Source organism: Streptococcus sp. Marseille-Q7156, from assembly GCF_965119495.1.
This window is the reverse complement of the sequence record NZ_CBCPLU010000001.1, coordinates 1,635,167-1,660,416: the sequence shown is the minus strand read 5'-3', so window position 1 is coordinate 1,660,416 and position 25,250 is coordinate 1,635,167. Positions and strand designations below refer to the sequence as shown.

General features: G+C 41.2%; 18 protein-coding genes. 14 read left to right on the top strand and 4 right to left on the bottom strand.

Annotated elements, in window-relative coordinates; all coding sequences use genetic code 11:
• The first annotated feature begins 259 nt into the window (after window positions 1–259).
• From leuS to ACWPV5_RS07590, 5 genes are all read left to right on the top strand, one after another.
• A complete protein-coding gene (gene leuS / locus ACWPV5_RS07610) occupies window positions 260–2,761 on the top strand; it encodes a leucine--tRNA ligase (protein WP_454383191.1) in 2,502 nt (833 codons plus the stop codon).
• Between the two features lie 92 nt (window positions 2,762–2,853).
• A complete protein-coding gene (locus ACWPV5_RS07605; RefSeq protein ID WP_261049874.1) occupies window positions 2,854–3,309 on the top strand; it encodes a MarR family winged helix-turn-helix transcriptional regulator in 456 nt (151 codons plus the stop codon).
• A 56-nt stretch (window positions 3,310–3,365) separates the two neighbouring features.
• Complete coding sequence (locus tag ACWPV5_RS07600) at window positions 3,366–4,598, top strand: acyl-CoA thioesterase/BAAT N-terminal domain-containing protein (RefSeq protein ID WP_454383188.1); 1,233 nt, start codon at window positions 3,366–3,368, stop codon at window positions 4,596–4,598.
• A gap of 297 nt (window positions 4,599–4,895) precedes the next feature.
• A complete protein-coding gene (locus tag ACWPV5_RS07595; RefSeq protein WP_454383186.1) occupies window positions 4,896–5,591 on the top strand; it encodes a GNAT family N-acetyltransferase in 696 nt (231 codons plus the stop codon).
• Window positions 5,592–5,602: 11 nt separating this feature from the next.
• The gene (locus ACWPV5_RS07590; protein WP_454383184.1) at window positions 5,603–6,019 is read left to right on the top strand and encodes a GNAT family N-acetyltransferase; all 417 of its coding nucleotides are present in this window, start codon (window positions 5,603–5,605) and stop codon (window positions 6,017–6,019) included.
• An 837-nt stretch (window positions 6,020–6,856) separates the two neighbouring features.
• On the opposite strand, the gene ACWPV5_RS07585 is transcribed toward ACWPV5_RS07590, so the two are convergent.
• Both ACWPV5_RS07585 and ACWPV5_RS07580 read right to left on the bottom strand, forming a co-directional pair.
• Window positions 6,857–6,949: a type I toxin-antitoxin system Fst family toxin gene (locus ACWPV5_RS07585; protein ID WP_000970296.1), complete on the bottom strand. Its 93-nt coding sequence runs from the start codon at window positions 6,947–6,949 to the stop codon at window positions 6,857–6,859.
• A 329-nt stretch (window positions 6,950–7,278) separates the two neighbouring features.
• The gene (locus ACWPV5_RS07580) at window positions 7,279–7,371 is read right to left on the bottom strand and encodes a type I toxin-antitoxin system Fst family toxin (protein ID WP_000969509.1); all 93 of its coding nucleotides are present in this window, start codon (window positions 7,369–7,371) and stop codon (window positions 7,279–7,281) included.
• Between the two features lie 697 nt (window positions 7,372–8,068).
• Here ACWPV5_RS07580 and ruvB point away from each other — a divergent pair.
• The 9 genes from ruvB to ACWPV5_RS07535 all read left to right on the top strand — a co-directional run bounded on the left by ruvB (window position 8,069) and on the right by ACWPV5_RS07535 (window position 19,329).
• Entirely contained in the window at window positions 8,069–9,067 is a 999-nt protein-coding gene (ruvB, locus tag ACWPV5_RS07575) for a Holliday junction branch migration DNA helicase RuvB (protein WP_004239104.1), read from the top strand.
• On the top strand, window positions 9,048–9,620 hold the full coding sequence (locus tag ACWPV5_RS07570; protein WP_454383181.1) for a nucleotidyltransferase family protein: 573 nt from the start codon (window positions 9,048–9,050) through the stop codon (window positions 9,618–9,620). Before ruvB ends, ACWPV5_RS07570 begins: the two co-directional genes overlap by 20 nt.
• A gap of 230 nt (window positions 9,621–9,850) precedes the next feature.
• A complete protein-coding gene (locus tag ACWPV5_RS07565) occupies window positions 9,851–10,609 on the top strand; it encodes an isoprenyl transferase (protein ID WP_454383179.1) in 759 nt (252 codons plus the stop codon).
• 8 nt (window positions 10,610–10,617) lie between these two features.
• The gene (locus ACWPV5_RS07560) at window positions 10,618–11,421 is read left to right on the top strand and encodes a phosphatidate cytidylyltransferase (protein WP_454383177.1); all 804 of its coding nucleotides are present in this window, start codon (window positions 10,618–10,620) and stop codon (window positions 11,419–11,421) included.
• 21 nt (window positions 11,422–11,442) lie between these two features.
• Window positions 11,443–12,702 (top strand): RIP metalloprotease RseP, encoded by a 1,260-nt coding sequence (rseP, locus tag ACWPV5_RS07555; RefSeq protein WP_454383175.1) that lies wholly within the window; start codon window positions 11,443–11,445, stop codon window positions 12,700–12,702.
• Window positions 12,703–12,714: 12 nt separating this feature from the next.
• A complete protein-coding gene (locus ACWPV5_RS07550) occupies window positions 12,715–14,568 on the top strand; it encodes a proline--tRNA ligase (RefSeq protein ID WP_454383173.1) in 1,854 nt (617 codons plus the stop codon).
• A 98-nt stretch (window positions 14,569–14,666) separates the two neighbouring features.
• A complete protein-coding gene (gene bglA, locus ACWPV5_RS07545; RefSeq protein ID WP_454383171.1) occupies window positions 14,667–16,046 on the top strand; it encodes a 6-phospho-beta-glucosidase in 1,380 nt (459 codons plus the stop codon).
• Between the two features lie 191 nt (window positions 16,047–16,237).
• Window positions 16,238–18,046, top strand: coding sequence for a glutamine--fructose-6-phosphate transaminase (isomerizing) (gene glmS, locus ACWPV5_RS07540; protein ID WP_454383169.1), 1,809 nt, complete (start codon window positions 16,238–16,240; stop codon window positions 18,044–18,046).
• 233 nt (window positions 18,047–18,279) lie between these two features.
• Window positions 18,280–19,329, top strand: a complete 1,050-nt coding sequence (locus ACWPV5_RS07535; RefSeq protein WP_454383167.1) for an LLM class flavin-dependent oxidoreductase — start codon at window positions 18,280–18,282, stop codon at window positions 19,327–19,329.
• Between the two features lie 99 nt (window positions 19,330–19,428).
• Here the strand turns inward: ACWPV5_RS07535 and ACWPV5_RS07530 are convergent, their stop codons facing one another.
• Both ACWPV5_RS07530 and ACWPV5_RS07525 read right to left on the bottom strand, forming a co-directional pair.
• Window positions 19,429–23,325 (bottom strand): pullulanase, encoded by a 3,897-nt coding sequence (locus ACWPV5_RS07530; protein ID WP_454383165.1) that lies wholly within the window; start codon window positions 23,323–23,325, stop codon window positions 19,429–19,431.
• A gap of 114 nt (window positions 23,326–23,439) precedes the next feature.
• On the bottom strand, window positions 23,440–24,918 hold the full coding sequence (locus tag ACWPV5_RS07525) for a M protein trans-acting positive regulator PRD domain-containing protein (protein ID WP_261054986.1): 1,479 nt from the start codon (window positions 24,916–24,918) through the stop codon (window positions 23,440–23,442).
• Window positions 24,919–25,250: the final 332 nt, after the last annotated feature.

Here is a 25,250-nt window from a genome sequence, read left to right as displayed (position 1 = left end):
TGTCGGCTATTTACTATAAATACATTAATTAGCATTCCAGTCGTATCTTCGGTCTAAAATTAGTATTTTGTGTTATAAGAGATAAGCTTCTTGTTTTGCTCTTTGATTTCCCGCATAATAATAAGATAAAAAAGTGGGTGATAGAGCAATTCAGAGCCATCAAAATTAATGAAATACAGTATACAGTTTTTTCTTTTAACACATTTCAAATTCTCTCAAAAATGGTATAATAGTAACATCACAAAATTGGAGAGAGACCATGAGTTTTTACAATCATAAAGAAATTGAGCCTAAGTGGCAGGGCTACTGGGCAGAACATCATACATTTAAGACAGGAACAGATGCATCAAAACCGAAGTTTTATGCGCTTGACATGTTCCCTTATCCGTCTGGAGCGGGTCTGCACGTAGGGCACCCAGAAGGCTATACAGCGACAGACATCCTCAGTCGTTTCAAACGTGCGCAAGGCTACAATGTCCTTCACCCAATGGGGTGGGATGCTTTTGGTTTGCCTGCAGAGCAATACGCTATGGATACGGGGAATGACCCAGCAGAATTTACAGCTGAAAACATTGCCAACTTCAAACGCCAAATCAATGCGCTTGGATTTTCTTATGACTGGGATCGTGAAGTCAATACAACAGATCCAAACTACTACAAGTGGACGCAATGGATTTTCACTAAGCTTTACGAAAAAGGCTTGGCCTATGAAGCGGAAGTGCCAGTAAACTGGGTTGAGGAATTGGGAACTGCCATCGCCAACGAAGAAGTTCTTCCTGATGGAACTTCTGAGCGTGGAGGTTATCCTGTTGTCCGCAAACCAATGCGCCAATGGATGCTTAAAATCACTGCCTATGCAGAGCGTCTGCTTAACGATTTGGATGAACTTGACTGGCCAGAGTCTATCAAGGACATGCAACGCAACTGGATTGGGAAATCAACTGGTGCAAATGTAACCTTCAAGGTTAAGGGAACTGATAAGGAATTTACTGTCTTTACCACTCGTCCTGATACTCTTTTCGGTGCTACTTTCACCGTTTTGGCTCCTGAGCATGAACTAGTAGATGCCATCACAAGCACAGAGCAAGCAGAGGCAGTAGCAGATTATAAACACCAAGCTAGCCTCAAGTCTGACTTGGCTCGTACTGACCTTGCCAAAGAAAAAACAGGAGTTTGGACTGGTGCTTATGCCATCAACCCTGTCAATGGCAAGGAAATTCCAATCTGGATTGCGGACTATGTTCTTGCTAGCTATGGAACAGGTGCTGTTATGGCTGTTCCAGCCCACGACCAACGTGACTGGGAATTCGCCAAACAATTTGACCTTCCAATCGTAGAAGTACTTGAAGGTGGAAACGTTGAAGAAGCTGCCTACACAGAAGATGGTCTTCATGTTAATTCAGACTTCCTAGATGGACTCAACAAAGAAGACGCTATTGCCAAGATCGTGGCTTGGTTGGAAGAAAAGGGCTGTGGACAAGAGAAGGTTACCTACCGTCTCCGCGACTGGCTCTTTAGCCGTCAACGTTACTGGGGTGAGCCAATTCCTATCATTCATTGGGAAGATGGAACTTCAACAGCTGTCCCTGAGAGTGAATTGCCACTTGTCTTGCCTGTAACCAAGGATATTCGCCCTTCAGGTACAGGGGAAAGTCCATTGGCTAACTTGACAGATTGGCTTGAAGTGACTCGTGAAGATGGTGTCAAAGGTCGTCGTGAAACCAACACTATGCCACAATGGGCAGGTTCAAGCTGGTACTACCTCCGCTATATTGACCCACACAATACTGAGAAATTGGCCGATGAGGATCTTCTCAAACAATGGTTGCCAGTAGATATCTATGTGGGTGGTGCAGAGCATGCCGTTCTTCACTTGCTTTACGCTCGTTTCTGGCATAAATTCCTCTATGACCTCGGTGTTGTTCCAACTAAGGAACCATTCCAAAAACTCTTTAACCAAGGAATGATTTTGGGAACAAGCTACCGTGACCACCGTGGGGCTCTTGTGGCAACTGACAAGGTTGAAAAACGTGATGGTTCTTTCTTCCATGTGGAAACAGGCGAAGAGCTGGAGCAAGCCCCAGCCAAGATGTCTAAATCGCTCAAGAACGTTGTCAACCCAGACGACGTGGTGGAACAATACGGTGCCGATACCCTTCGTGTCTATGAAATGTTCATGGGGCCACTTGATGCTTCAATCGCTTGGTCAGAAGAAGGTCTGGAAGGAAGCCGTAAATTCTTGGATCGTGTTTACCGTTTGATTACAAGCAAGGAAATTGTTGCGGAAAATAATGGCGCTCTTGACAAGGTTTACAACGAAACAGTCAAAGCTGTCACAGAACAAATCGAATCATTGAAATTCAACACAGCCATTGCCCAACTTATGGTCTTTGTCAATGCGGCTAACAAGGAAGATAAGCTTTATGTAGACTACGCCAAAGGCTTTATCCAGTTGATTGCGCCATTTGCACCTCACTTGGCAGAAGAGCTCTGGCAAAGAGTTGCAGCAACAGGTGAGTCAATATCTTATGTGGCTTGGCCAACATGGGACGAAAGCAAATTAGTTGAAGACGAAATCGAGATCGTTGTCCAAATCAAAGGAAAAGTCCGTGCCAAACTCATGGTTGCTAAAGATCTATCACGCGAAGAATTGCAAGAAATTGCTCTCGCTGATGAAAAAGTCAAAGCAGAAATTGACGGTAAGGACATCGTGAAAGTAATTGCGGTACCGAATAAATTGGTTAATATTGTTGTGAAATAAGATAGGAATCCTTCAGAATAGAATCTGGAGGATTTTTTATTTGACAGGAAGTTTCTATTTTGTTAATATGATTAACAAAGAAAAGAGAGATTATGGATAAAAAAGACTTTATTACATTTAATAATCGTTTCAATAGGTTTATTTTAGCGTTTGAACAGTTAAAAAAAAATCAACATAAAAGTGGTGTTGACAAATCTATTACGTTGAATGAGGTACATTTGATTGTTGTGATTGGGAAAAATCAGCCCTTAAATCTAGTAAAATTATCTGAATTATTAGAAGTTTCAAGAAGTGCAATAACTCAAAGTGTTAGGAGATTGATTCAAAAAAATTTAGTTGTTTTTGATTTTGATCCGAATAATGGGAAAAATAAATATTTGAGATTATCTGAAAAAGGCATCGAAATTTTTAAAATCCATAAGGAGCAACAAGAATATATTGAAAAATCAATCTTTTCAGTTTTAAACAACTATAGCGAGGTGGAACTTAAAACCGTTGTGAAATTGATGGATGATATTGAAAAGGTGTGGGGAGAATTACCGTGGTAAAAGTCACGGTAAATTTCAAATATAATTGTTAAGCAAATTAACAAAAAGGAGAAGATATGACTGTAAACATAGAACTGATTTCACAAACAGATTTAGCGGATGAATCTTTTTATATTGCTATTAATGGTTTAGAACCAAGGGCAATGTATTGTGTAGAAATGTACCTGTCTGATTATTACTGTATAAATGCTCCCTTGCTTTTAGATCATGATGTTATATGGAAATCAACCGCAATTTTTTTATCTGATCAGGACGGTATGATTGATACCTCTCAGACAGCATCTATTTCGGGATCTTATAAAGGAGTTTCAGAAATGGGATTATTCTTTAATGCGAAACCGTTGAAGAATAGGAAAAGGAGATTACCGAGTTCTCTTGATAGAATCCCATTACGAGATTGTTTTGGTGTTGAAATTAAAATCAAGCTGGGGAAAGATGTGGTCGCGGAGCAAAGTTTCGTAAGGCGTTATATGAATCTAGGAGTAAGATATCAAGATATCTATGACAAGCATTTTCAAGGTCGATTATTTTATGATGAAAAGTTAAGAAGGGCGCCAGCCGTGATTATTGTTAGCGGTAGTGAGGGAAGAATTGAAAAAGCTCAGAATATTGCCCAACTTTTATCTTCAAGAGGTTATATTTGTCTTGCGATAGCTTATTTTGGTTTAGAGGAATTACCCCAAAATTTAGAACGAATTCCAATAGAATGTCTGGAGGAGGCGAAAGATTTTCTATATCATCATCCTCAAGTTGATAATACAAAAATAGGAATATATGGTCGCTCTAAAGGAGCAGAGCTTGTTCTGGCTGGACAAAGTATTTTGGAAGATGTTCAATGTTTGGTACTCAATTCCCCCTCAAATGTAATATTTGAGGGAATAAAGGGAAAACTCAATTCTAATTCATCTTCTTGGACATATTTACAAAAGGAACTTCCTTATCAAAAATTTCAGTTAGGAGAGTATTTGTTAAATAAGTTTTTTGGAAAACATATTCCTGAAGATAGTAGGGCTCAGATTGATGTGAGTAAAATTTCCTCCCCTTTATTATTACTAGGAAGCGATGTTGATGAAATATGGAATGCATCATCCGCGATAGATGATATCATTTCACATTATAAAGGGGAATCCATTTTGTTTAAAAAATACCATGAAACAGGGCATATGTTGACGGTTGCTTATCAACCGAATCATCGTTATCGAAAAGATTGGCGCTTATTAATGAAAGAAAGTGTAGACTCTTGGCTTGTTACGATAAATTTTTTTGATACACATCTGAAGAATTTGTAGATAGTGCTGAACCGTACTATAATAGTCCTAACTAAGATAAAAACACAGTTCTGGTTGGTAGTCCAGTCTACAAAAGCAAACACTAAAACAAGAGAAATTTGAATACAAACAGTAAAAAATAGAGAGAAGCATAAGGGACATTAACTCACTCGTTCCCATATTTGATTATTCCTCCATAAAGTGGATGGATGATTTTTATAAGAGGAGTTTGCATTATTGAATAGAAAACCAAGTGTTTCCTAAAATTTTCATTGAGATATGTTATACTATATTCAATAAGTGAATAAGGAGAAAGCTATGCCAGTAAACGAATATGGTCAGATGATTGGTGAGTCAATGGAAGGTTATACACCCGGTGCACTGCCTTCTATTGATTTCTTAGAAGGGTGTTATGCTAGGATAGAGGCTCTTTCAGTGGAAAAGCATGCGGAGGATTTGCTAGCTGTTTATGGCCCGGATACTCCTCGGGAGATGTGGACCTATCTTTTTCAGGAGCCAGTAGCAGATATGGAAGAGTTGGTTAGCATTTTAAATCAGATGTTGGCTCGTAAGGACCGTTTTTACTATGCAATCATAGACAAGGAAACTGGTAAGGCTTTGGGAACTTTTTCTCTCATGCGCATTGACCAGAATAACCGAGTGATAGAAGTGGGCGCAGTCACTTTTTCTCCAGAACTCAGGGGGACACGGATAGGGACAGAGGCCCAGTATCTACTGGCTTGCTATGTCTTTGAAGAGCTTAACTATCGCCGCTATGAGTGGAAATGCGATGCTCTTAACCTGCCATCAAGACGAGCAGCGGAACGTTTGGGCTTTATTTATGAAGGAACCTTCCGTCAGGCAGTGGTTTATAAGGGACGTACGAGAGATACGGCTTGGTTGTCTATTATTGATAAGGACTGGCCAAAAGTCAAAGCTCGATTGGAAACATGGTTGGATCCTGAAAATTTTGATAAAAATGGACGACAGCACAAGAGCTTGAGGGAACTCTAAGAGGTGATGACATGATTACTATTAAAAAGCAAGAAATTGTCAAGCTAGAGGATGTTTTGCATCTCTATCAGGCTGTCGGTTGGACAAATTATACCCATCAACCAGAGATGCTGGAGCAGGCCTTATCTCATTCATTAGTAATTTATCTGGCACTTGATGGTGATGCTGTAGTGGGCTTGATTCGTTTGGTTGGAGATGGTTTTTCATCAGTTTTTGTACAGGATTTGATTGTTTTGCCTAGCTATCAGCGTCAAGGGATTGGTAGTGCCTTGATGAAAGAGGCTTTAGAGTATTACAAAGATGCCTATCAAGTCCAGCTGGTGACAGAAGAGACAGAAAAAAACTTGGGATTTTATCGTTCTATGGGCTTTGAAATCTTATCCACCTATAATTGTATAGGAATGACTTGGATGAATCGAGAAAAATAATAAAACTTGTTTTTCTTAAGCAAAGTTTAAGGATGGTCTAGTATTATATAGTTATTAAATAAAGACCTCCTAACTTTATTTAATGAAATCCTAAAACTTTTTTCATCATAATCTCCTAATGAAGCCACCCAATCAGGTGGCTTTTTTGTGGGGTGAGGTGATGGTAATAGAAATTTTTTGAAAAATGGTAGAATTTGAAAAAAGTTAAGCTAGTTTTAAGCTTTGTCTTGTATCATATAGTTATTAAATAAAGACCTCCTAACTTTATTTAATAAAATCCTAAACTTTTCTTTTTCATAATAATCTCCCTTAACTCCACCCAATCAGGTGGAGTTTTTTGGCTCTATTTCAGGCTTTTTGGGACTATTCTAAAAATCATTTTTCGATATTTTTCGGATTTTGGTCGGGGAATTGGCGGGGACTTTTTGAGATTTTGGCGGGGATTTTTTAGCGAATATGACTAAGAAATAGGTTTGCTGTTACTTCGGCTACTTCAACCTCACTTTGAATGTAAGTGACTGTTAATTGAAGGACTGGAACTACTGTAATAATGATTTTGCTTGTCTAGTAGTGGCGTATTAAATGAGAAGTGACATATAAGATTGTCTCTTCGTTTACTAAATCAAAATTTCTATGAAATTGATAGAATCCCTAATTTTCTCTTAAACTTGAAAGTCTTGTTATAAAGCGGTTAAAGCTTGCGAAGCTGAGAATGTAAACCTTTGACAAAATGTGTGAACTGTGGGATAATGGAGAGGAATTAAGGATTAGTTCTATATCATGGACTAGAGAAGACCCCAAGCTAACTTCCACATTAAGCTTGGGGTCTTTTTGACACTATCTATCTTTGTTTAGCCATTTATCGACTAAGCGAAGAACAACACCGACCACAATTGGTCCGATGATAGTTTTAAGGATTAGTTCCATCATGGGCTATCTCACCTCCTTTCGTAGGCGGTGTAGTAGTGCCGTAGAATATTATACCACATAAGTGCTAAACTCGGGAGTCATCCAATTAGGTGGAGTTTTTTGGCTCTATTTCAGGCTTTTCGGGAGTTTTCTAAACATCATTTTCCGATAGCTTTCGCTTAATCTTGAACGTCTTGTAGTACAGAGGTTCAAGAGGATATAAAGGATATAAACCTTTGACAAATTTTGTGAACTATGGGATAATAAAAGGGAATTAAGTATTGTGTCTATATCATAGGCTAGAAAAGACCCCAAGCTCACGACCAAATAAGCTTGGGGTCTTTTTGACACTATTTGTCCTTGTTTAGCCATTTATCGACTAATCGAAGAACGACACCGACCACAATTGGTCCGATGATAGTTTTAAGTATTGTATCCATCATGGGCTAATTCACCTCCTTTCGTAGGCGGTGTAGCAGTGCCGAACAATATTATACCACATATGTGCTAAACTCGGGAGTCACCCAATCAGGTGGAGTTTTTTGGCTCTATTTCAGGCTTTTGGGGACTATTCTAAAAATCATTTTCCGATATTTTTCGGATTTTGGTCGGGGAATTGGCGGGGATCTTTTTAGCGAATATGAGTAAGAAATAGGTCTGTTGTCGCTTCAGCAAGTTCAACCTCACTTTGAATTTAAGTGACTGTTAATTGAAGGACTAGAACTACTGTAATAATGTTCTTGGTTGTCAAGGAGTGAGTCATCATATTGTTAGCCAGCGGTTAAAGCTTGAAAAGCCGAGGATATAAACCTTTGACAAAATTTTTGAACTATGGGATAATAAAAAGGAATTGAGTACTAGTTCTATATCATAGGCTAGAAAAGACCCCAAGCTCACGACCAAATAAGCTTGGGGTCTTTTTTGACACTATTTGTCCTCGTTTAGCCATTTATCGACTAATCGAAGAACGACACCCCGATGATAGTTTTGAGTACTAATTCCATCATGGGCTATCTCACCTCCTTTCGTAGGCGGTGTAGAAGTGCCATATAATATTATACCACATAAGTGCTAAACTCAGGAGTCACCCAATCGGGTGGCTTTTTTGTTTGTGGCTTGGATTTTTGATATAATAGAGCCATGAGCAGAATTTTAGATAATGAGATAATGGGGGATGAGGAGTTAGTGGAACGCACGCTCCGTCCTCAGTATTTACGTGAATATATTGGGCAGGATAAAGTCAAGGACCAGCTTCAAATCTTTATCGAAGCTGCCAAAATGCGGGATGAAGCACTGGATCATGTCCTCTTATTTGGCCCTCCAGGCTTGGGAAAAACGACCATGGCTTTTGTTATTGCCAACGAACTAGGTGTCAATCTCAAGCAGACTTCGGGTCCAGTCATTGAAAAAGCCGGAGATCTAGTAGCGATTTTGAATGACTTAGAGCCTGGGGATGTCCTTTTTATTGATGAGATTCATCGCTTGCCCATGTCTGTGGAAGAGGTGCTTTATAGTGCCATGGAGGACTTCTACATTGATATAATGATTGGTGCTGGTGAAGGCAGTCGCAGCGTTCATTTGGAGTTGCCACCTTTTACCTTGATTGGTGCGACGACTCGGGCTGGTATGCTCTCAAATCCGCTACGGGCACGTTTTGGGATTACAGGTCATATGGAGTATTATGCCCATGCTGACTTGACGGAAATTGTCGAGCGGACGGCAGATATTTTTGAGATGGAAATTACTCATGAGGCAGCTTCTGAGTTGGCTTTGCGCAGTCGTGGAACCCCTCGTATTGCCAATCGTCTCCTCAAGCGCGTGCGCGATTTTGCCCAGATTATGGGTAATGGGGTTATCGATGATCTTATTACCGATAAGGCTTTGACCATGCTGGATGTTGACCATGAAGGTTTGGACTATGTGGACCAAAAAATTCTTCGTACCATGATTGAGATGTATGGTGGTGGTCCTGTCGGACTAGGAACACTTTCTGTTAATATTGCTGAGGAACGTGAGACGGTGGAAGACATGTATGAGCCTTACTTGATTCAAAAAGGTTTTATCATGCGAACACGGTCTGGACGGGTTGCAACGGCTAAGGCATATGAACATTTAGGGTATGAATACAGTGAAAAATGAGCAAGAAATCCTAAAAGCTTTCAGAGAAGATTCGGATATAATGACCATTCTGACGATCATCCGAGACCTTGATTTAAAAGACTCGTGGTTGGCAGCGGGTTCTGTCAGAAATTTCATCTGGAATCTCTTGTCAGACAGACCAGCTTTTGACCGTGAAACAGATGTAGATGTGATTTTCTTTGATCCAGATGTTTCTTATGAGGAAACCTTGTCCCTAGAGGAAAAGCTGAGAGAGGATTTTCCTCAGTACCAGTGGGAATTGAAAAATCAAGTCTATATGCACCAGCATAGCCCTCATACTGCTCCCTATACCAGTTCCCGTGATGCCATGAGTAAGTATCCAGAACGGTGTACGGCGGTTGGACTGCGCTTGAATGCAGACTCTGCTTTGGAATTCTTTACTCCTTATGGACTCGAGGATATTGTGAATTTTCAAGTTCGTCCAACTCCTCATTTTTTAGAGAATCAAGACCGAATGCAGCTCTATCAAACACGATTATCCAAGAAAAATTGGCAGGAGAAATGGAAAAATTTGATTTTTAAAAATACTTAAGGAAACTTTAAGCTAGGAAGTGTATACTAAGTTCATAAGTTAAGAAGACCTTAACTTAAACTCCTAAAACTTTTTCATAATAATCTCCCTATAAAAATTGAGTCGCCCAATCAGGCGGCTTATTTTTTTGAAAAATGGGCTTTGTGCCTGAGAATAAATAGCTTAGTGATAGAAGAAAATAGGGAAATATGGTATAATGAAACGATAGATTTTTGAATAGGAATAAGATCATGTTTGGATTTTTTAAGAAAGATAAGGCTGTGGAAGTAGAGGTTCCGACACAGGTTCCTGCTCATATCGGCATCATCATGGATGGCAATGGCCGTTGGGCTAAAAAACGTATGCAACCGCGAGTTTTTGGACATAAGGCGGGCATGGAAGCATTGCAAACTGTGACCAAGGCAGCCAACAAACTAGGCGTCAAGGTTATTACAGTTTATGCTTTTTCTACGGAAAACTGGACCCGTCCAGATCAGGAAGTCAAGTTTATCATGAACTTGCCAGTAGAGTTTTATGATAATTATGTCCCGGAATTGCATGCGAATAATGTTAAGATTCAAATGATTGGGGAAACAGACCGCCTGCCTAAGCAAACCTTTGAAGCTCTTACTAAAGCTGAGAAATTGACTAAGAACAACACAGGTTTGATTCTTAATTTTGCCCTCAACTATGGTGGACGTGCTGAGATTACACAGGCTCTTAAGTTGATTTCCCAGGATGTGTTAGATGCCAAAATCAACCCAGGTGACATCACAGAGGAATTAATTGGCAACTATCTCTTTACTCAGCATTTGCCTAAGGATGTACGAGATCCAGACTTGATTATCCGTACTAGTGGAGAATTGCGTTTGAGCAATTTTCTTCCATGGCAGGGAGCCTATAGTGAGCTCTATTTTACGGACACCTTGTGGCCTGATTTTGACGAGGTAGCCTTGCAGGAAGCCATTCTTACCTACAATCGTCGTCATCGCCGATTTGGAGGAGTTTAGGAGGAAATATGACACAGGATTTACAGAAAAGAACCTTGTTTGCAGGGATTGCCCTGGCTATTTTCCTACCAATTTTAATGATTGGGGGACTCTTGCTTCAGATAGCAATTGGAATCATAGCCATGCTAGCCATGCATGAACTTTTGAAGATGAGAGGTCTAGAGACCATGACGATGGAGGGCCTCTTGACCCTCTTTGCAACCTTTGCCTTGACCATTCCCTTGGAGAATTATCTGACTTTTTTGCCAGTTGATGGGAATGTGGTTGCTTATAGTGTTCTGATTTCAATCATGTTAGGAACGACTGTATTTAGCAAGTCTTATACGATTGAGGATGCTGTTTTCCCTCTTGCTATGAGTTTCTATGTGGGCTTTGGATTTAATGCTTTACTAGATGCTCGCGTTGCAGGTTTAGATAAGGCGCTTTTGGCCTTGTGTATCGTCTGGGCGACAGACAGTGGTGCTTATCTTGTTGGGATGAACTATGGTAAACGAAAATTAGCTCCGACAGTTTCTCCAAATAAAACCTTTGAGGGTGCCTTGGGTGGTATTTTAGGTGCTATTTTAGTAACCATCATCTTTATGATAGTTGACAGTACAGTCGCTCTTCCGTATGGAATTTACAAGATGTCAATCTTTGCTATTTTCTTTAGCATTGCTGGACAATTTGGTGATTTACTAGAAAGTTCGATCAAGCGTCACTTTGGTGTTAAGGATTCTGGGAAATTTATCCCTGGACATGGTGGTGTTTTGGATCGTTTCGATAGTATGTTGCTTGTATTTCCAATCATGCACTTGTTTGGACTCTTTTAATCAAAAGACGGAGGAAATACTATGCTCGGAATTTTAACCTTTATTCTGGTTTTTGGGATTATTGTAGTGGTGCACGAGTTCGGACACTTCTACTTTGCCAAGAAATCAGGGATTCTAGTGCGTGAATTTGCCATTGGAATGGGACCTAAGATCTTTGCTCACATTGGCAAGGATGGAACGGCTTATACCATTCGAATCTTGCCTCTGGGTGGCTATGTCCGCATGGCCGGTTGGGGTGATGATACAACTGAAATCAAGACAGGAACTCCTGTCAGTTTGACCCTTGCTGATGATGGTAAGGTTAAACGTATCAATCTTTCAGGTAAAAAAATAGATCAAACAGCCCTCCCTATGCAGGTGACCCAGTTTGACTTTGAAGACAAGCTCTTTATCAAGGGCTTGGTTCTGGAAGAAGAAAAAACATTTGCAGTGGATCACGATGCAACGGTTGTAGAAGCAGATGGAACTGAGGTTCGGATTGCACCTTTAGATGTTCAATATCAAAATGCGACTATCTGGGGGAAACTGATTACTAACTTTGCAGGTCCTATGAACAACTTTATCTTAGGTGTCGTTGTTTTCTGGATTTTAATCTTCATGCAGGGTGGTGTCAGAGATGTTGATACCAATCAGTTTCATGTCATGCCCCAAGGGGCCTTGGCTAAGGTGGGAGTGCCAGAAACGGCACAAATTACCAAGATTGGCTCACATGAGATTAACAACTGGGAAAGCTTGATTCAGGCTGTGGAAACAGAAACCAAAGATAAGACGGCACCGACTTTGGATGTGACTATTTCTGAAAAGGGTAGTGACAAACAAGTCACTGTTACACCCGAAGAAAGTCAAGGCTGTTACCTTCTAGGTGTTCAACCGGGAATTAAGTCAGATTTTCTATCTATGTTTGTAGGTGGTTTTACAACTGCTGCTAACTCGGCTCTCCGAATTCTCTCAGCGCTGAAAAATCTGATTTTTCAACCGGATTTGAACAAGCTAGGAGGCCCTGTTGCTATCTTTAAGGCAAGTAGTGATGCTGCTAAAAATGGAATTGAGAATGTCTTGTACTTCTTGGCAATAATTTCCATCAATATCGGGATTTTTAATCTTATTCCGATTCCAGCTCTGGATGGTGGTAAGATTGTGCTCAATATCCTAGAAGCTATCCGCCGCAAACCATTGAAACAAGAAATTGAAACCTATGTCACCTTGACCGGAGTGGTCATCATGGTTGTCTTGATGATTGCTGTGACTTGGAATGACATTATGCGACTCTTTTTTAGATAATCGAGGAATATTATGAAACAAAGTAAAATGCCTATCCCAACGCTTCGCGAAATGCCAAGCGATGCTCAAGTTATCAGCCATGCTCTTATGTTGCGAGCTGGTTATGTTCGTCAAGTCTCAGCAGGTGTTTATTCTTATCTACCACTTGCTAATCGTGTGATTGAAAAAGCTAAAAATATCATGCGCCAAGAATTTGATAAGATTGGTGCCGTTGAGATGTTGGCTCCTGCCCTTCTCAGTGCAGAATTGTGGCGCGAATCAGGTCGTTACGAAACTTATGGTGAAGACCTTTACAAACTAAAAAACCGTGAAAAATCAGACTTCATCCTAGGCCCAACTCACGAAGAAACCTTTACAGCTATTGTCCGTGATTCTGTTAAGTCTTACAAGCAATTGCCACTCAACCTTTATCAAATCCAGCCTAAGTATCGTGATGAAAAACGCCCACGTAATGGACTTCTCCGTACACGTGAGTTTATCATGAAGGATGCTTACAGTTTCCACGCTAACTATGATAGCTTGGACAGTGTTTATGATGAGTATAAGGCTGCTTATGAGCGTATTTTTACTCGTAGTGGTTTAGACTTCAAGGCTATCATTGGTGACGGTGGAGCCATGGGTGGTAAGGACAGCCAAGAATTTATGGCCATTACACCTGCCCGTACAGACCTTGACCGCTGGGTTGTCTTGGACAAGTCAGTTGCCTCATTTGATGAGATTCCTGCAGAAGTGCAAGAAGAAATCAAGGCAGAATTGCTCAAATGGATGGTTTCTGGTGAAGATACCATTGCTTACTCAAGTGAATCTAGCTATGCGGCCAACTTGGAAATGGCAACAAACGAGTACAAACCAAGCAACCGTGTTGTCGCTGAAGAAGAAGTGACTCGTGTTGCAACTCCAGATGTTAAATTAATTGATGAAGTTGCAGCCTTCCTCAATGTTCCAGAAGAACAAACGATTAAAACCCTCTTCTACATGGCAGATGGTGAGCTTGTTGCAGCCCTTCTAGTTGGAAATGACCAACTCAACGAAGTCAAGTTGAAAAACCACTTGGGAGCAGATTTCTTTGACGTTGCTAGTGAAGAAGAAGTGGCGAATCTTGTTCAAGCAGGATTTGGTTCACTTGGACCAGTTGGTTTGCCAGAGAATATTAAAATTATTGCCGACCGTAAGGTGCAAGATGTTCGCAATGCAGTTGTGGGTGCTAACGAAGATGGCTACCACTTGACTGGTGTGAATCCAGGTCGTGATTTTACTGCAGAATATGTGGATATCCGTGAAGTTCGTGAGGGTGAAATTTCTCCAGACGGACAAGGTGTCCTTAACTTTGCGCGTGGTATCGAAATTGGTCACATCTTTAAACTCGGCACTCGCTATTCAGCAAGCATGGGAGCAGATGTTTTGGATGAAAATGGCCGTGCTGTGCCAATTATCATGGGATGTTACGGTATCGGTGTCAGTCGTCTCCTTTCAGCAGTGATGGAGCAACACGCTCGCCTCTTTGTTAACAAAACGCCAAAAGGTGAATACCGTTATGCTTGGGGAATCAATTTCCCTAAAGAATTGGCACCATTTGATGTGCACTTGATCACTGTCAATGTCAAGGACGAAGAAGCGCAAGCCTTGACAGAAAAGCTTGAAGCAAGCTTGATGGGAGCTGGTTACGAAGTCTTGACAGATGATCGTAACGAACGTGTCGGAGTTAAATTTAGCGACAGCGACTTGATTGGATTGCCAATCCGTATCACTGTTGGGAAGAAAGCAGCTGATGGTATCGTAGAAGTCAAGATTAAAGCGACTGGTGACACTATCGAAGTTCATGCAGATAACTTGCTTGAAACGCTTGAAATTCTCAGCAAGAAATAGAAACTATAATCAGAAGAAAAACAAGGAAAAAATGTAACTAGTTTTTACCTTGTTTTTTCTGTATAATGGGAAAAATGACTAGATAAAGAGGTAAATGTATGCTAAGATTTCCAAAGGATTTTGTCTGGGGATCCTCTACTTCTGGACCACAAACAGAAGGGCGTGTAGCTGGTGACGGTAAGGGAGATAATCTCTGGGATTATTGGTACCAAGTGGAGCCAAATCGTTACTATAATGGGATTGGTCCAGATAAAACATCAACCTTTTATGAAAACTGGGAGAAGGATATTGAGCTACTGTTAGAAACTGGTCACACAGCCTTTCGGACTTCTATCCAGTGGTCACGGATTTTTCCACAAGGCTGTGGGAAAGTCAACCCTCAAGGTGTGGATTTTTATCGTAAGGTCTTTGAGGCTATTAAGGCTAAAGGTATTCGTCTTTTAGTCAATCTTTATCATTTTGATTTGCCTTTTGCCCTTCAAGAAGATGGTGATGGTTGGGAAAATAAGGCGACTGTCTCAGCCTATGAAGACTATGCTCGTTTTTGTTTTGAGACTTATGGAGATTTAGTGGATCAATGGATTACCTTTAACGAGCCCATCGTTCCTGTAGAGTTTGGCTATTTTTACGATGCACATTATCCACATAAGGTGGATGCAGAGGCAGCAGTTAAAGTAGCCTATCATACACAATTAGCTAGCAGTCAGGCGGTCAAGGCCTGTCATGAACTCTTGCCTGATTCTAAGATTGGGATTGTCTTAAACTTGACACCGGCTTATCCACGTAGCCAGCATCCTGCGGATGTCAAGGCAGCTCGGATTGCGGATCTTTTTCAAGCTCAATCTTTTTTAGACCCATCTGTTTTGGGGACTTATCCACAGGAGTTGGTAGAAATCTTGCATGAACACGGTCTCTTGCCTGATACTACGGAGGAGGAGTTGGAACTCATTCGTGACAATACGGTGGACTTCCTTGGTGTCAACTACTATCAACCTTTGCGTGTTATGGCGCCTCGATTTGCGAAGCATCCAGAGAGTCCACTCTTGCCAGAACATTTTTACGAACCTTATGTGATGCCTGGACGTAAAATCAATCCTCATCGTGGTTGGGAGATTTATGAGCAAGGGATTTATGACATTGCCCAAAATATCAAGGAAAATTATGGTAATATCGAGTGGATGTTGACAGAGAATGGTATGGGTGTTGAAGGGGAAGAAAAATTCCGTCAAGATGGAATGATTCAAGATGATTACCGTATTGACTTTGTAAAAGGTCATCTTCGTGAACTTCACCGTGCTATTGAAGATGGAGCCAACTGTAAAGGATACTTAATCTGGACCTTTATCGATTGCTGGTCATGGCTCAATAGCTATAAAAATCGCTATGGCTTGATCGAATTAGACTTGGAAACACAAGAACGTCGTCTGAAAAAATCAGGGCACTGGTTCAAGGAATTAAGCGACAATAATGGATTTTAAAAAGGACTCTGACTGATTATCCTAATTGGTCAGAGTCTTTTGCTTACAGGAGAGTAATTTGAACTATACCAATTTTTACTCTTGACAAGTTAAAGAAACAAGTATATACTGTTTTTGCTGATTCTATAAAAGAGGAATTAGACTATACCAATTTTAAGGAGAAAGCACAGCTGGTCTGTGTCGTAGATACTATGTGTGGAATTGTTGGTGTTGTTGGAAACACAAATGCAACTGATATTTTGATTCAAGGGCTTGAAAAGCTCGAATACCGTGGCTATGATTCTGCGGGAATTTTTGTCCTAGGTGGTGCTGAAAATCACCTAGTCAAGGCTGTCGGTCGTATCGCAGAATTGTCTGCCAAGACAGCTGGTGTTGAGGGAACGACTGGTATCGGACATACTCGTTGGGCGACTCACGGGAAACCAACGGAAGACAATGCTCACCCACACCGCTCTGAGACAGAACGTTTTGTCTTGGTTCACAATGGGGTCATTGAGAACTATCTTGAAATCAAGGAAGAATACCTTGCGGGTCACCACTTCAAAGGGCAAACAGATACGGAAATCGCCGTTCACTTGATTGGAAAATTTGCGGAAGAAGATGGCTTGTCAGTTCTTGAAGCCTTCAAAAAAGCCCTTCACATCATCCGTGGTTCTTATGCCTTTGCCTTGGTTGACTCACAAGACCCTGAAGTCATCTACGTAGCTAAGAACAAATCACCACTTTTGATTGGTCTTGGGGAAGGCTACAACATGGTCTGCTCAGATGCTATGGCTATGATTCGTGAGACCAACCAATACATGGAAATTCATGACCAAGAGTTGGTAATCGTCAAGGCTGATAGCGTGGAAGTTCAAGACTATGATGGTAATAGTCGTGAGCGTGCTAGCTATACTGCTGAGCTTGATTTGTCAGATATCGGTAAGGGAACTTATCCTTACTACATGCTCAAGGAAATTGACGAGCAACCAACTGTTATGCGTAAACTCATCCAAGCTTACACAGATGAGGCTGGTCAAGTAGTAGTAGATCCAGCTATCATCCAGGCTGTTCAAGACGCAGACCGTATCTACATCCTTGCAGCTGGAACATCTTACCACGCAGGATTTGCTTCTAAGAAGATGTTGGAAGAATTGACGGATACACCAGTTGAACTCGGAATCTCATCTGAGTGGGGCTACGGTATGCCACTTCTCAGCAAGAAACCACTTTTCATCTTTATTAGCCAGTCTGGTGAAACAGCGGATAGCCGTCAGGTTTTGGTTAAGGCTAATGAATTGGGAATCCCAAGCTTGACAGTGACAAATGTCCCAGGTTCAACCCTTTCACGTGAAGCTAACCATACCATGCTCCTTCATGCAGGTCCTGAAATTGCCGTGGCATCAACTAAAGCTTATACAGCGCAAATTGCAGCCCTTGCCTTCCTAGCAAAAGCAGTCGGAGAAGCAAATGGTAATGCTAAAGCGCAAGCCTTTGACCTGGTTCATGAATTGTCAATTGTAGCGCAGTCTATCGAATCAACTCTTTCAGAGAAAGAAAGCATCGAAGCCAAGGTTCGTGAGCTTCTTGAAACAACTCGCAACGCCTTTTATATTGGGCGTGGTCAAGATTACTATGTAGCCATGGAAGCAAGTCTCAAACTTAAAGAGATTTCTTACATCCAGTGTGAAGGCTTTGCGGCAGGAGAACTCAAGCACGGAACTATTGCCTTGATTGAAGAAGGAACGCCTGTCTTGGCCCTCTTGTCAGATCCAGTTCTTGCCAACCACACTCGTGGAAATATCCAAGAAGTGGCAGCCCGTGGTGCCAAGGTTCTCACTATAGCAGAAGAGAATGTTGCTAAAGAGACAGATGACATCGTTCTTACGACCGTCCACCCTTACCTCTCACCAATCTCAATGGTCGTACCAACACAATTGGTCGCTTACTTTGCAACCCTTCACCGTGGCCTTGATGTGGATAAACCACGTAACCTTGCTAAATCAGTAACGGTAGAATAAGCTAAAAAAGTCTAGTTATCTAGGCTTTTTCTTGTGAGCAAATCGGTTGCTTGTACTCAAGATTCGTGTTATACTCTTCGAAAATCTCTTCAAACCACGTCAGCTTCCATCTGCAACCTCAAAACACTGTTTTGAGTAGCCTGTGGCTAGCTTCCTGGTTTGCTCTTTGATTTTCATTGAGTATTAGAATAATTTTTCAAATTGAAGGACAGAGGTAGACAAGGAGAATCACTGTGGTAGAATTGGGAATTTCAACATTTGGGGAAACAACGGAGCTTGAAGGGACTGGGCAAACTTACAGTCATGCCGAACGTATTCGCCAGTTGGTGGCAGAGATTGAGCTGGCTGACAAGGTTGGTTTGGATGTGTATGGGATTGGTGAGCACCATCGAGCGGATTTTGCGGTATCAGCCCCAGAGATTGTCCTAGCAGCAGGTGCAGTCAATACCAAGAAAATCCGTTTGACCAGTGCAGTCAGCATTCTCTCAAGTATGGATCCGATTCGCTTGTTCCAACAGTATGCCACTATCGATGCTTTGTCAAATGGACGTGCGGAGATTATGGCTGGAAGGGGATCTTTCACGGAATCTTTTCCCTTGTTTGGATATGATTTGAAAGACTACGAAGCCCTTTTTGATGAGAAATTAGACTTGCTTCAGTTAGTCAATGAAAAGACCAAGTTAGACTGGCAAGGTCGATTGACCCAAACAATCTCTGGAAAAGAAGTTTATCCTCGTCCAGTTCAGGACAAATTACCCTTGTGGATAGCGACAGGTGGTCATGTCGAATCAACAGTGAAGATTGCTCAGGCAGGTCTACCGATTGTCTATGCCATTATTGGTGGTAACCCTCGTTATTTTAAAAAGTTGATTCAGGCTTATCGTGAGATTGGGAGCGAAGCGGGTTATGCCAGTCAGGAACTAAAGGTTGGAGCTCATTCTTGGGGTTGGATTGCTGAGGATGGCGAGCAGGCGGTGAAAGACTATTTCCATCCGACCAAGCAAGTGGTGGATGCTATTTCTAAAGATCGTCCGCACTGGCAGGAATTACGTTATGAGCAATATTTGGAACAGGTAGGGCCAAATGGCGCCATGTTTGTGGGCAATCCAGATCAGGTGGCCGAAAAAATGATTCGCATGATTGAAGACTTAGGTTTGGACCGCTTTATGCTCCATCTACCGCTTGGCTCCATGCCTCATGATCAAGTTCTGAAAGCTGTTGAACTCTTCGGCACGCAAGTGGCTCCAAAAGTACGGGCTTACTTTGCCATGAAAGAGGCTTAATAAAAAATCCTAATCAAGTTTATTAGGACAACAAATATTGTACAAAAATTAATCCCCCGAGCTATAATGCTTGGGGGATTGTTCTATAGGAGGGCTAGTTTAGTTCTCTTTTTTGTTTTTTAGCAAGAAACCGAGACCTAGGAGTGCAAGGAGGCTGATTCCTGCAAACAGGAGTTTGTTATCGTTTTTGGTTCCTGTATTTGGAAGTTCAGCTTGTTTAGCTGGGGTTGCAGGTATATTTTCCTTGCTAGGGTTTTCTACTGATTCGTTTTGAACAGCTTCACTTACAGATGATACTCGTGCTTCTTGGGCTGGTTGTGAAGTTTGTGAATCGGTTGTAGCTTGGCTAGGTTTATTTTCTGTATCAGCTACTTTTGTATCTGATTTTGCAGAATCAGGTTTAGTTTGTGGAGCTGGAGTTTGCTGTTCCGGTTTGACTACTCGGTTTGGAATATTGTCCTGGACATTATTTTGACCGTGTTCTTGTTTTAAGCTAGAAAGGTCAAATTCTGGTTTTTCTTCCACAGCTGGGGCAACGATGGCACCGCCTTGAGAGACTCGAAGAACAGTAGCTGTAAGGGCATTCAATTTCAAGCCTTTTTCAGTCCATTCAAGTCCTTGAGGGTTGGCAATTCCGACTGGCCCTGCTTGGTTTTCATCTGCTAAAACTTCAGCATTTCTGAGGTGGGCAAAGGCAGTTCCCAAATTAAATTCACGAGCTTTTTCGTCCGCATTGACAAAGACTGCGTAGATATCTCCGTTTGGAGCAGTGATTTGGTAGCCAATCACCACATCTTCTTTTTCCACACCATTTTGACCTGGTACAGTGATGAGGTGGACACGGTCTTTGATATCTTGGAGGCTCTTAAGTCGGAAGGCATCTGTAGATTGACGAAGGGCAATCAACCCTTTCATATAGTTACGGCTCTTGACATTTTCAGGGTAAGCTTTGCCATCTGTAGCCTTAGTCCAGTCAAACTTGTTAATGGCATCGCTAGAGTCGTAAGAGTCATGGATGAAGTAAGGATAGTCAAATGGATTGCCGTCTTTATCACGCAACAAGTGAGATTTGTTTGGAACCTTATCCTCTGCGACTGGAGTCTTGTAGGCTGGGTCACGGAATTGTTTGGTACGTCCGTATTCCTGACCAGAGTGGATAAATGGAGTTCCTTGAGCTGTCAAGACCATGAGGTTTCCAAGTCGCAAACGACGGTGGATTTCAGCATAGTTTTCAGCCTTGCTTGGGTCTTTTTTGATAGACTGGGCAATGATGTCAAAGAGGGTCAAGTTATCATGGGCTGCGATGTATTGAATCACATCTCCAGGACTGTCTGCTTCAAAGTTGGTTGGTTGAGCAATGAGATTTTTGAAGATAGTGTTGATATCACGCTTGCCACCTGTGATAAAGGCAGGTTGACCTTCGTTTGGATAACCAGACTTGAGGTTGTTACGGATGTCATCTGAGAAGACAGCGACAGTATCGGTATGTTTCATCCAATCTTGATCAGCAGCTTTAGTAGGCATGTTCTCATCACCAGCATAGGTTCTCCAACCTTCACCCAGCATGATGAGGTTTGGATTGAGGGCGCGTGCGGCCTTGTAAGCTTCTTCGATAGAAGCTGCATCATGGTCTCCCATCATATCGAAACGGAAGCCATCCACTTTGTAGGTATCAACTAGATACTTGATAGAATCAACTAGGAGGCGTTTGGTCATATGGTGAGTTGTCCCCAAACGTCCACCACCAAAGCTAGTTCGAGGTGTTCCATCGGCATCCATAAAGTGGTAGTAGTTTGGTTCTAGGTCTTCAAAGATATCGACTTTGGCTGTATGGTTATACACTACGTCCAGGATAGCTCCCATGCCACGTTTGTGGATCTCGTTGATGAGGTTTTTAAATTCTGCGATTCGTTTTTCTGGATTTTTAGGATCGCTTGAGTACATACCAGTCAAGGAGAAGTAGTTTTGAGGGTCATATCCCCAGTTGTAGTTGCTGTTGCTTGAAGCATAGTCAGACAAGCGTTCATGGTTTTTCAATTCGTTGACAAAGTAGTAAGACAAGACTGGAAGGAGTTGGATGTGGGTTACACCCAAGTCTTTGAGGTAGTCTAGTTTTTCAATGAAAGCTTCAAAGGTACCAAATGGCTTGGTCAAGTCTTTTGCGATGGCAGGATCTGAAGTGAAGTCACGAACATGGGCTTCATAGATGACAGCATCTTCGCGCGATTTGAAGTTGCGAATCTTACCATAAGTCAAGTCCTGAGGTCCTAGTTTAGCTGGATTTACAAAGGCAGCTTTAGCCACTTTATGGGCATCGTCAGTCTTAGCATCGTCACTATTCCAAGCAGCGAGGGATTTAGCGTAAGGATCGAGTGCAAGAACAGTTTTACCCTGACGCTCGATTTGGTATTGATAATAGTATCCAGTGAAATCTGTGATGCCTAGTTTGTTTGTGCTATCTAGAGTTTGTTTCCAAGTTCCTCTTTCCCCTTTTTCAAGAGCGACAGTTCCAACTACTTTTTCAGGGTCATTCTTGTCGTAGACAACAACAGAAACTTTATCAGCACTTGGTGACCAGAGAGTTAAATCAACCTGTTTTCCTTCTTCTTTGAGCTCAGCTCCAAGTTTACCATCATAGCTGTAAGTCTCATCTTTAAGACGCCAGCTTGTTTTGGTAGTGAATTTGTCAGAGTTGTAGCTAACGGTATAAGGATGTTTTGTGTCAGAGAAATCTCCACTGTAGGTCACTTTCTTACCAGCCTCATCGATTGCAACATCAGTGATAGTTACTTTGTTTCCTAGGTGATTAGTGATGTTGGAGTGTTTCAGGATATCTTCTTTTTTGGCACCGACTAGTGTTGAAAAACTACTTTCAATGCTAGAAGTTCCTACGTGTTGAGCTCCTGTCATGCGGATATCGTGCACATAATAGGGGTTGGTGTAGATGGTTTCATCATCGTCTTTTAGGAAAATTTGGCTATGATTTTTTAAATCTGTGAACTTATAATCTTCTTTACGGATTTTCACATCGTCTCCTTTTTTGCTCTCATCTAGTAATAAAAAGCCGAATTCTTTGGCGGCATCCTTAAGAGGAATGTCGATATAGCGACCATATTTGCCTGTAGCTGTAAAGTCTGTTCCGTCAGGCCATTGAGCGCTACTTGGATTTTTTACATCTCCCCAGTACCAAAGAGATTTCTTGTCATAGTTGCCGTCAGTGCGGTAGTAGTTGACACGAATAGTTCCTGCAGGTTGTGGCTCGTAAGAGAAAACCTTGTGATCTTGGTCCAACCAAGCCTCATTCATCTTTGGCGCCAGTTTTTCTACCGATTTATCGCCGGTCAGATTTTTTCCAGCTGTATTATTGATGAGGAAGCTAATCTTCTTGGCTTGTTCTCCCTTTAATTTAACATCTAGGTAGTAGCCGTAATCGTCTTTTTTAGCATCCTTAAAGGACAAGGCTCCGTTAGGCCAGTTTTCAGAAGGTTTTTCAACATCGTCCCAAGTCCATAGTCCTTGAGCATCCTTGTTTTCTTCAGGAAGTTTTTTGACATGGATACGGAAGTAGTTGTCTTCGATTGGCTCTTCTGCCTTAGTTTCAGTTGTTACTGGACTCGTAGAAGTAGTTGATTCACTTGAACGATCTTGTCCAGTTTGTGGTGCTGAATCGGCTGGGCTTGCAACAGGAGTTGTTGGCTCTGTTGCAGGTTTTTCTTCTTTTTTCTCTAGGGAAGCGTTTGCATTGTTAGGTGAAGAAAAATCGCTTTCGTTCTTGCCAGCGATGTTTGTTGCATCAGTAAGAGGTTGGGCAAGGGCAGTAGTAGTTTCACTATTACTTGCGTTAGTGGTTGGTGTACTTTCGTTGGCTGAGATAGTTGGGGTAGCCATGGCAAGTAGGACAAGACTTGCTCCGATAAGGACAGAACCAGTTCCATTTTTGAGGGAACGGATGCTGTAGACCATTTTTTTCTCAGTGTGAGATGGTGTTTTTCTCATAATGATTCTCCAATCAATAAATTTCTATATCAGTATAGCATGTAGTAAAACAATATGCAAGCGTTTTCTCGAAATTAAAACAAAAGAAAAATCGCAACAGGTTTTCTGTTACGACTAAGCTAGTCTTTCTTTATGAATTTGTGAACCCAAAAGATGGAGGTGGTGAAATAGTTCTGCAGTAGAAAGATTCCGACTACAAATAATGGGTTTCGGACAATTGGAAACAGGGAAGGTGGTGATAACAATATCGTGTGGAATTTGATTGAAGATTGAGGAAGAGATACTGGACTTTTCCCAAGGGTCAAATAGATAGAGATTGTTACCGTAGTGGGAAAGGATGTCAATTAGATTTTGTGCATGCTCACTATCTAGATGACTAATGACCAAAACACGAATTTTGGGAAGCTTTTGAAGTAATTGGACTAAAATTCGCTGTCCTTGGATAGAAAAGGTGTAGACAAGTTCTTGTAGCTTACTTGGGTGATTTTCTAGCCCCATTTCAGTCAGGTAAGATTGGAATTTGTGTTGACTTACTTCAAATAGTTTTGGAAATTCTACTTGATAACTGCTTAAAATTTGGGATTTCTGTCTGTCGAGAGACTGGTTACTGAGTAAAGGGAAGAAATCAGATTGGGCAGTGTAGTGGAGGAGCCAAATCAATTCCTCGCGATTTTCAATCTGTAGGTGAAATTCTTTAGATAATTCTTCTAAGATTTGACTCAATAAATGATAGGATTTTTGGATATGATGAATATCGCCCAGTGCTCCATTGTTAGGATTGTTTGTGCTTTGAAAAGATTTGATTGGGTTTGAAAAGAGCTGTTCCAGTGTTTTCTTTGTAGGTTCAAAATGGAGATTTTTAGCCAGCTTTTTGATATCTTGTTCAAACTGCGGAATTTGCATGAGAGAGCTGTAGTGACTGGTTAAAAGGGGAGTAGGATTTTCAATCAAATGACTCATATTAAACCGCTCTAGATTGATAGCTAGGGTATATTTGATTTGCCGTAGACTGCTGAGGGTAAGTGAAACTTGTTGGGCGTTCAAAAATAGCTGAATCAAGTGAGTGAGTGATTCTTCAGAGATAGACGGAAAGGGCCAATCAAGAAAACTGTAACTTTGGCTAAAATAGTCTAGATAAAAGGCGCGAATGTTCTCTTCTGTTCCCTCAATGACTAAAGGGGAAAGTTGTATGCTGATGCCATAATGTTGCGGGAGTTTAGTATTTAGATGCTGGATGATTTCCTGAACTTGTTCGCAGCCAATCATAAGTTCCTGACCTATTTGGTCAAGTGATTGTCCCTCTTTGAAAAAGAGACGGTTCAAAAAAGAGTAGGTTTTAGATTGTTCAAAGATAGCAATCCTAGGGTCTAAGGAGTTTCGGACTTCAAACTGCAACTGAATACCTTCTTTTGTTGATTGAAGCAGGAGGTTTGGAAATAACTGTTCAAGCTTTAAAAGGTGTTCTTGCAATTCTTCTGTTGAAAAATTTAGCTTTTCAGCCAAGACTGGGAGCTCTATCCAATCATGGTGTTTGGTTAATTCTTCCAGTAACACTAGCAGATTTTGTTCTGTTTCAGAAAGCAAAATATTCATCACAAACCTCCTTATATATTTATACATATATATTAAAAGAAAAACCAAGTAAAGTCAAGAAAAACAGCCTAAGATAAAATAGGGAAATCGTAATTTACTATATTTTTCTTGAACAATTAAACTGAAAATGAAGTTTGCAAAGTAATCATTGAATTTAATTTTTTATAGGAAAAGATTTTATCAAAAAATCGTTAATCCCCTTGAAAAATTTAGCTAAATAGGGTATAATATTAGTAATCATTTGTCGTAGGTTTTGTCTGAAATATTGTCCAGACAAGGCTCACAGCAGTTAAATCTTCTGAAAAAGTCAGATTTAGCTGCTCTTTTTGTGC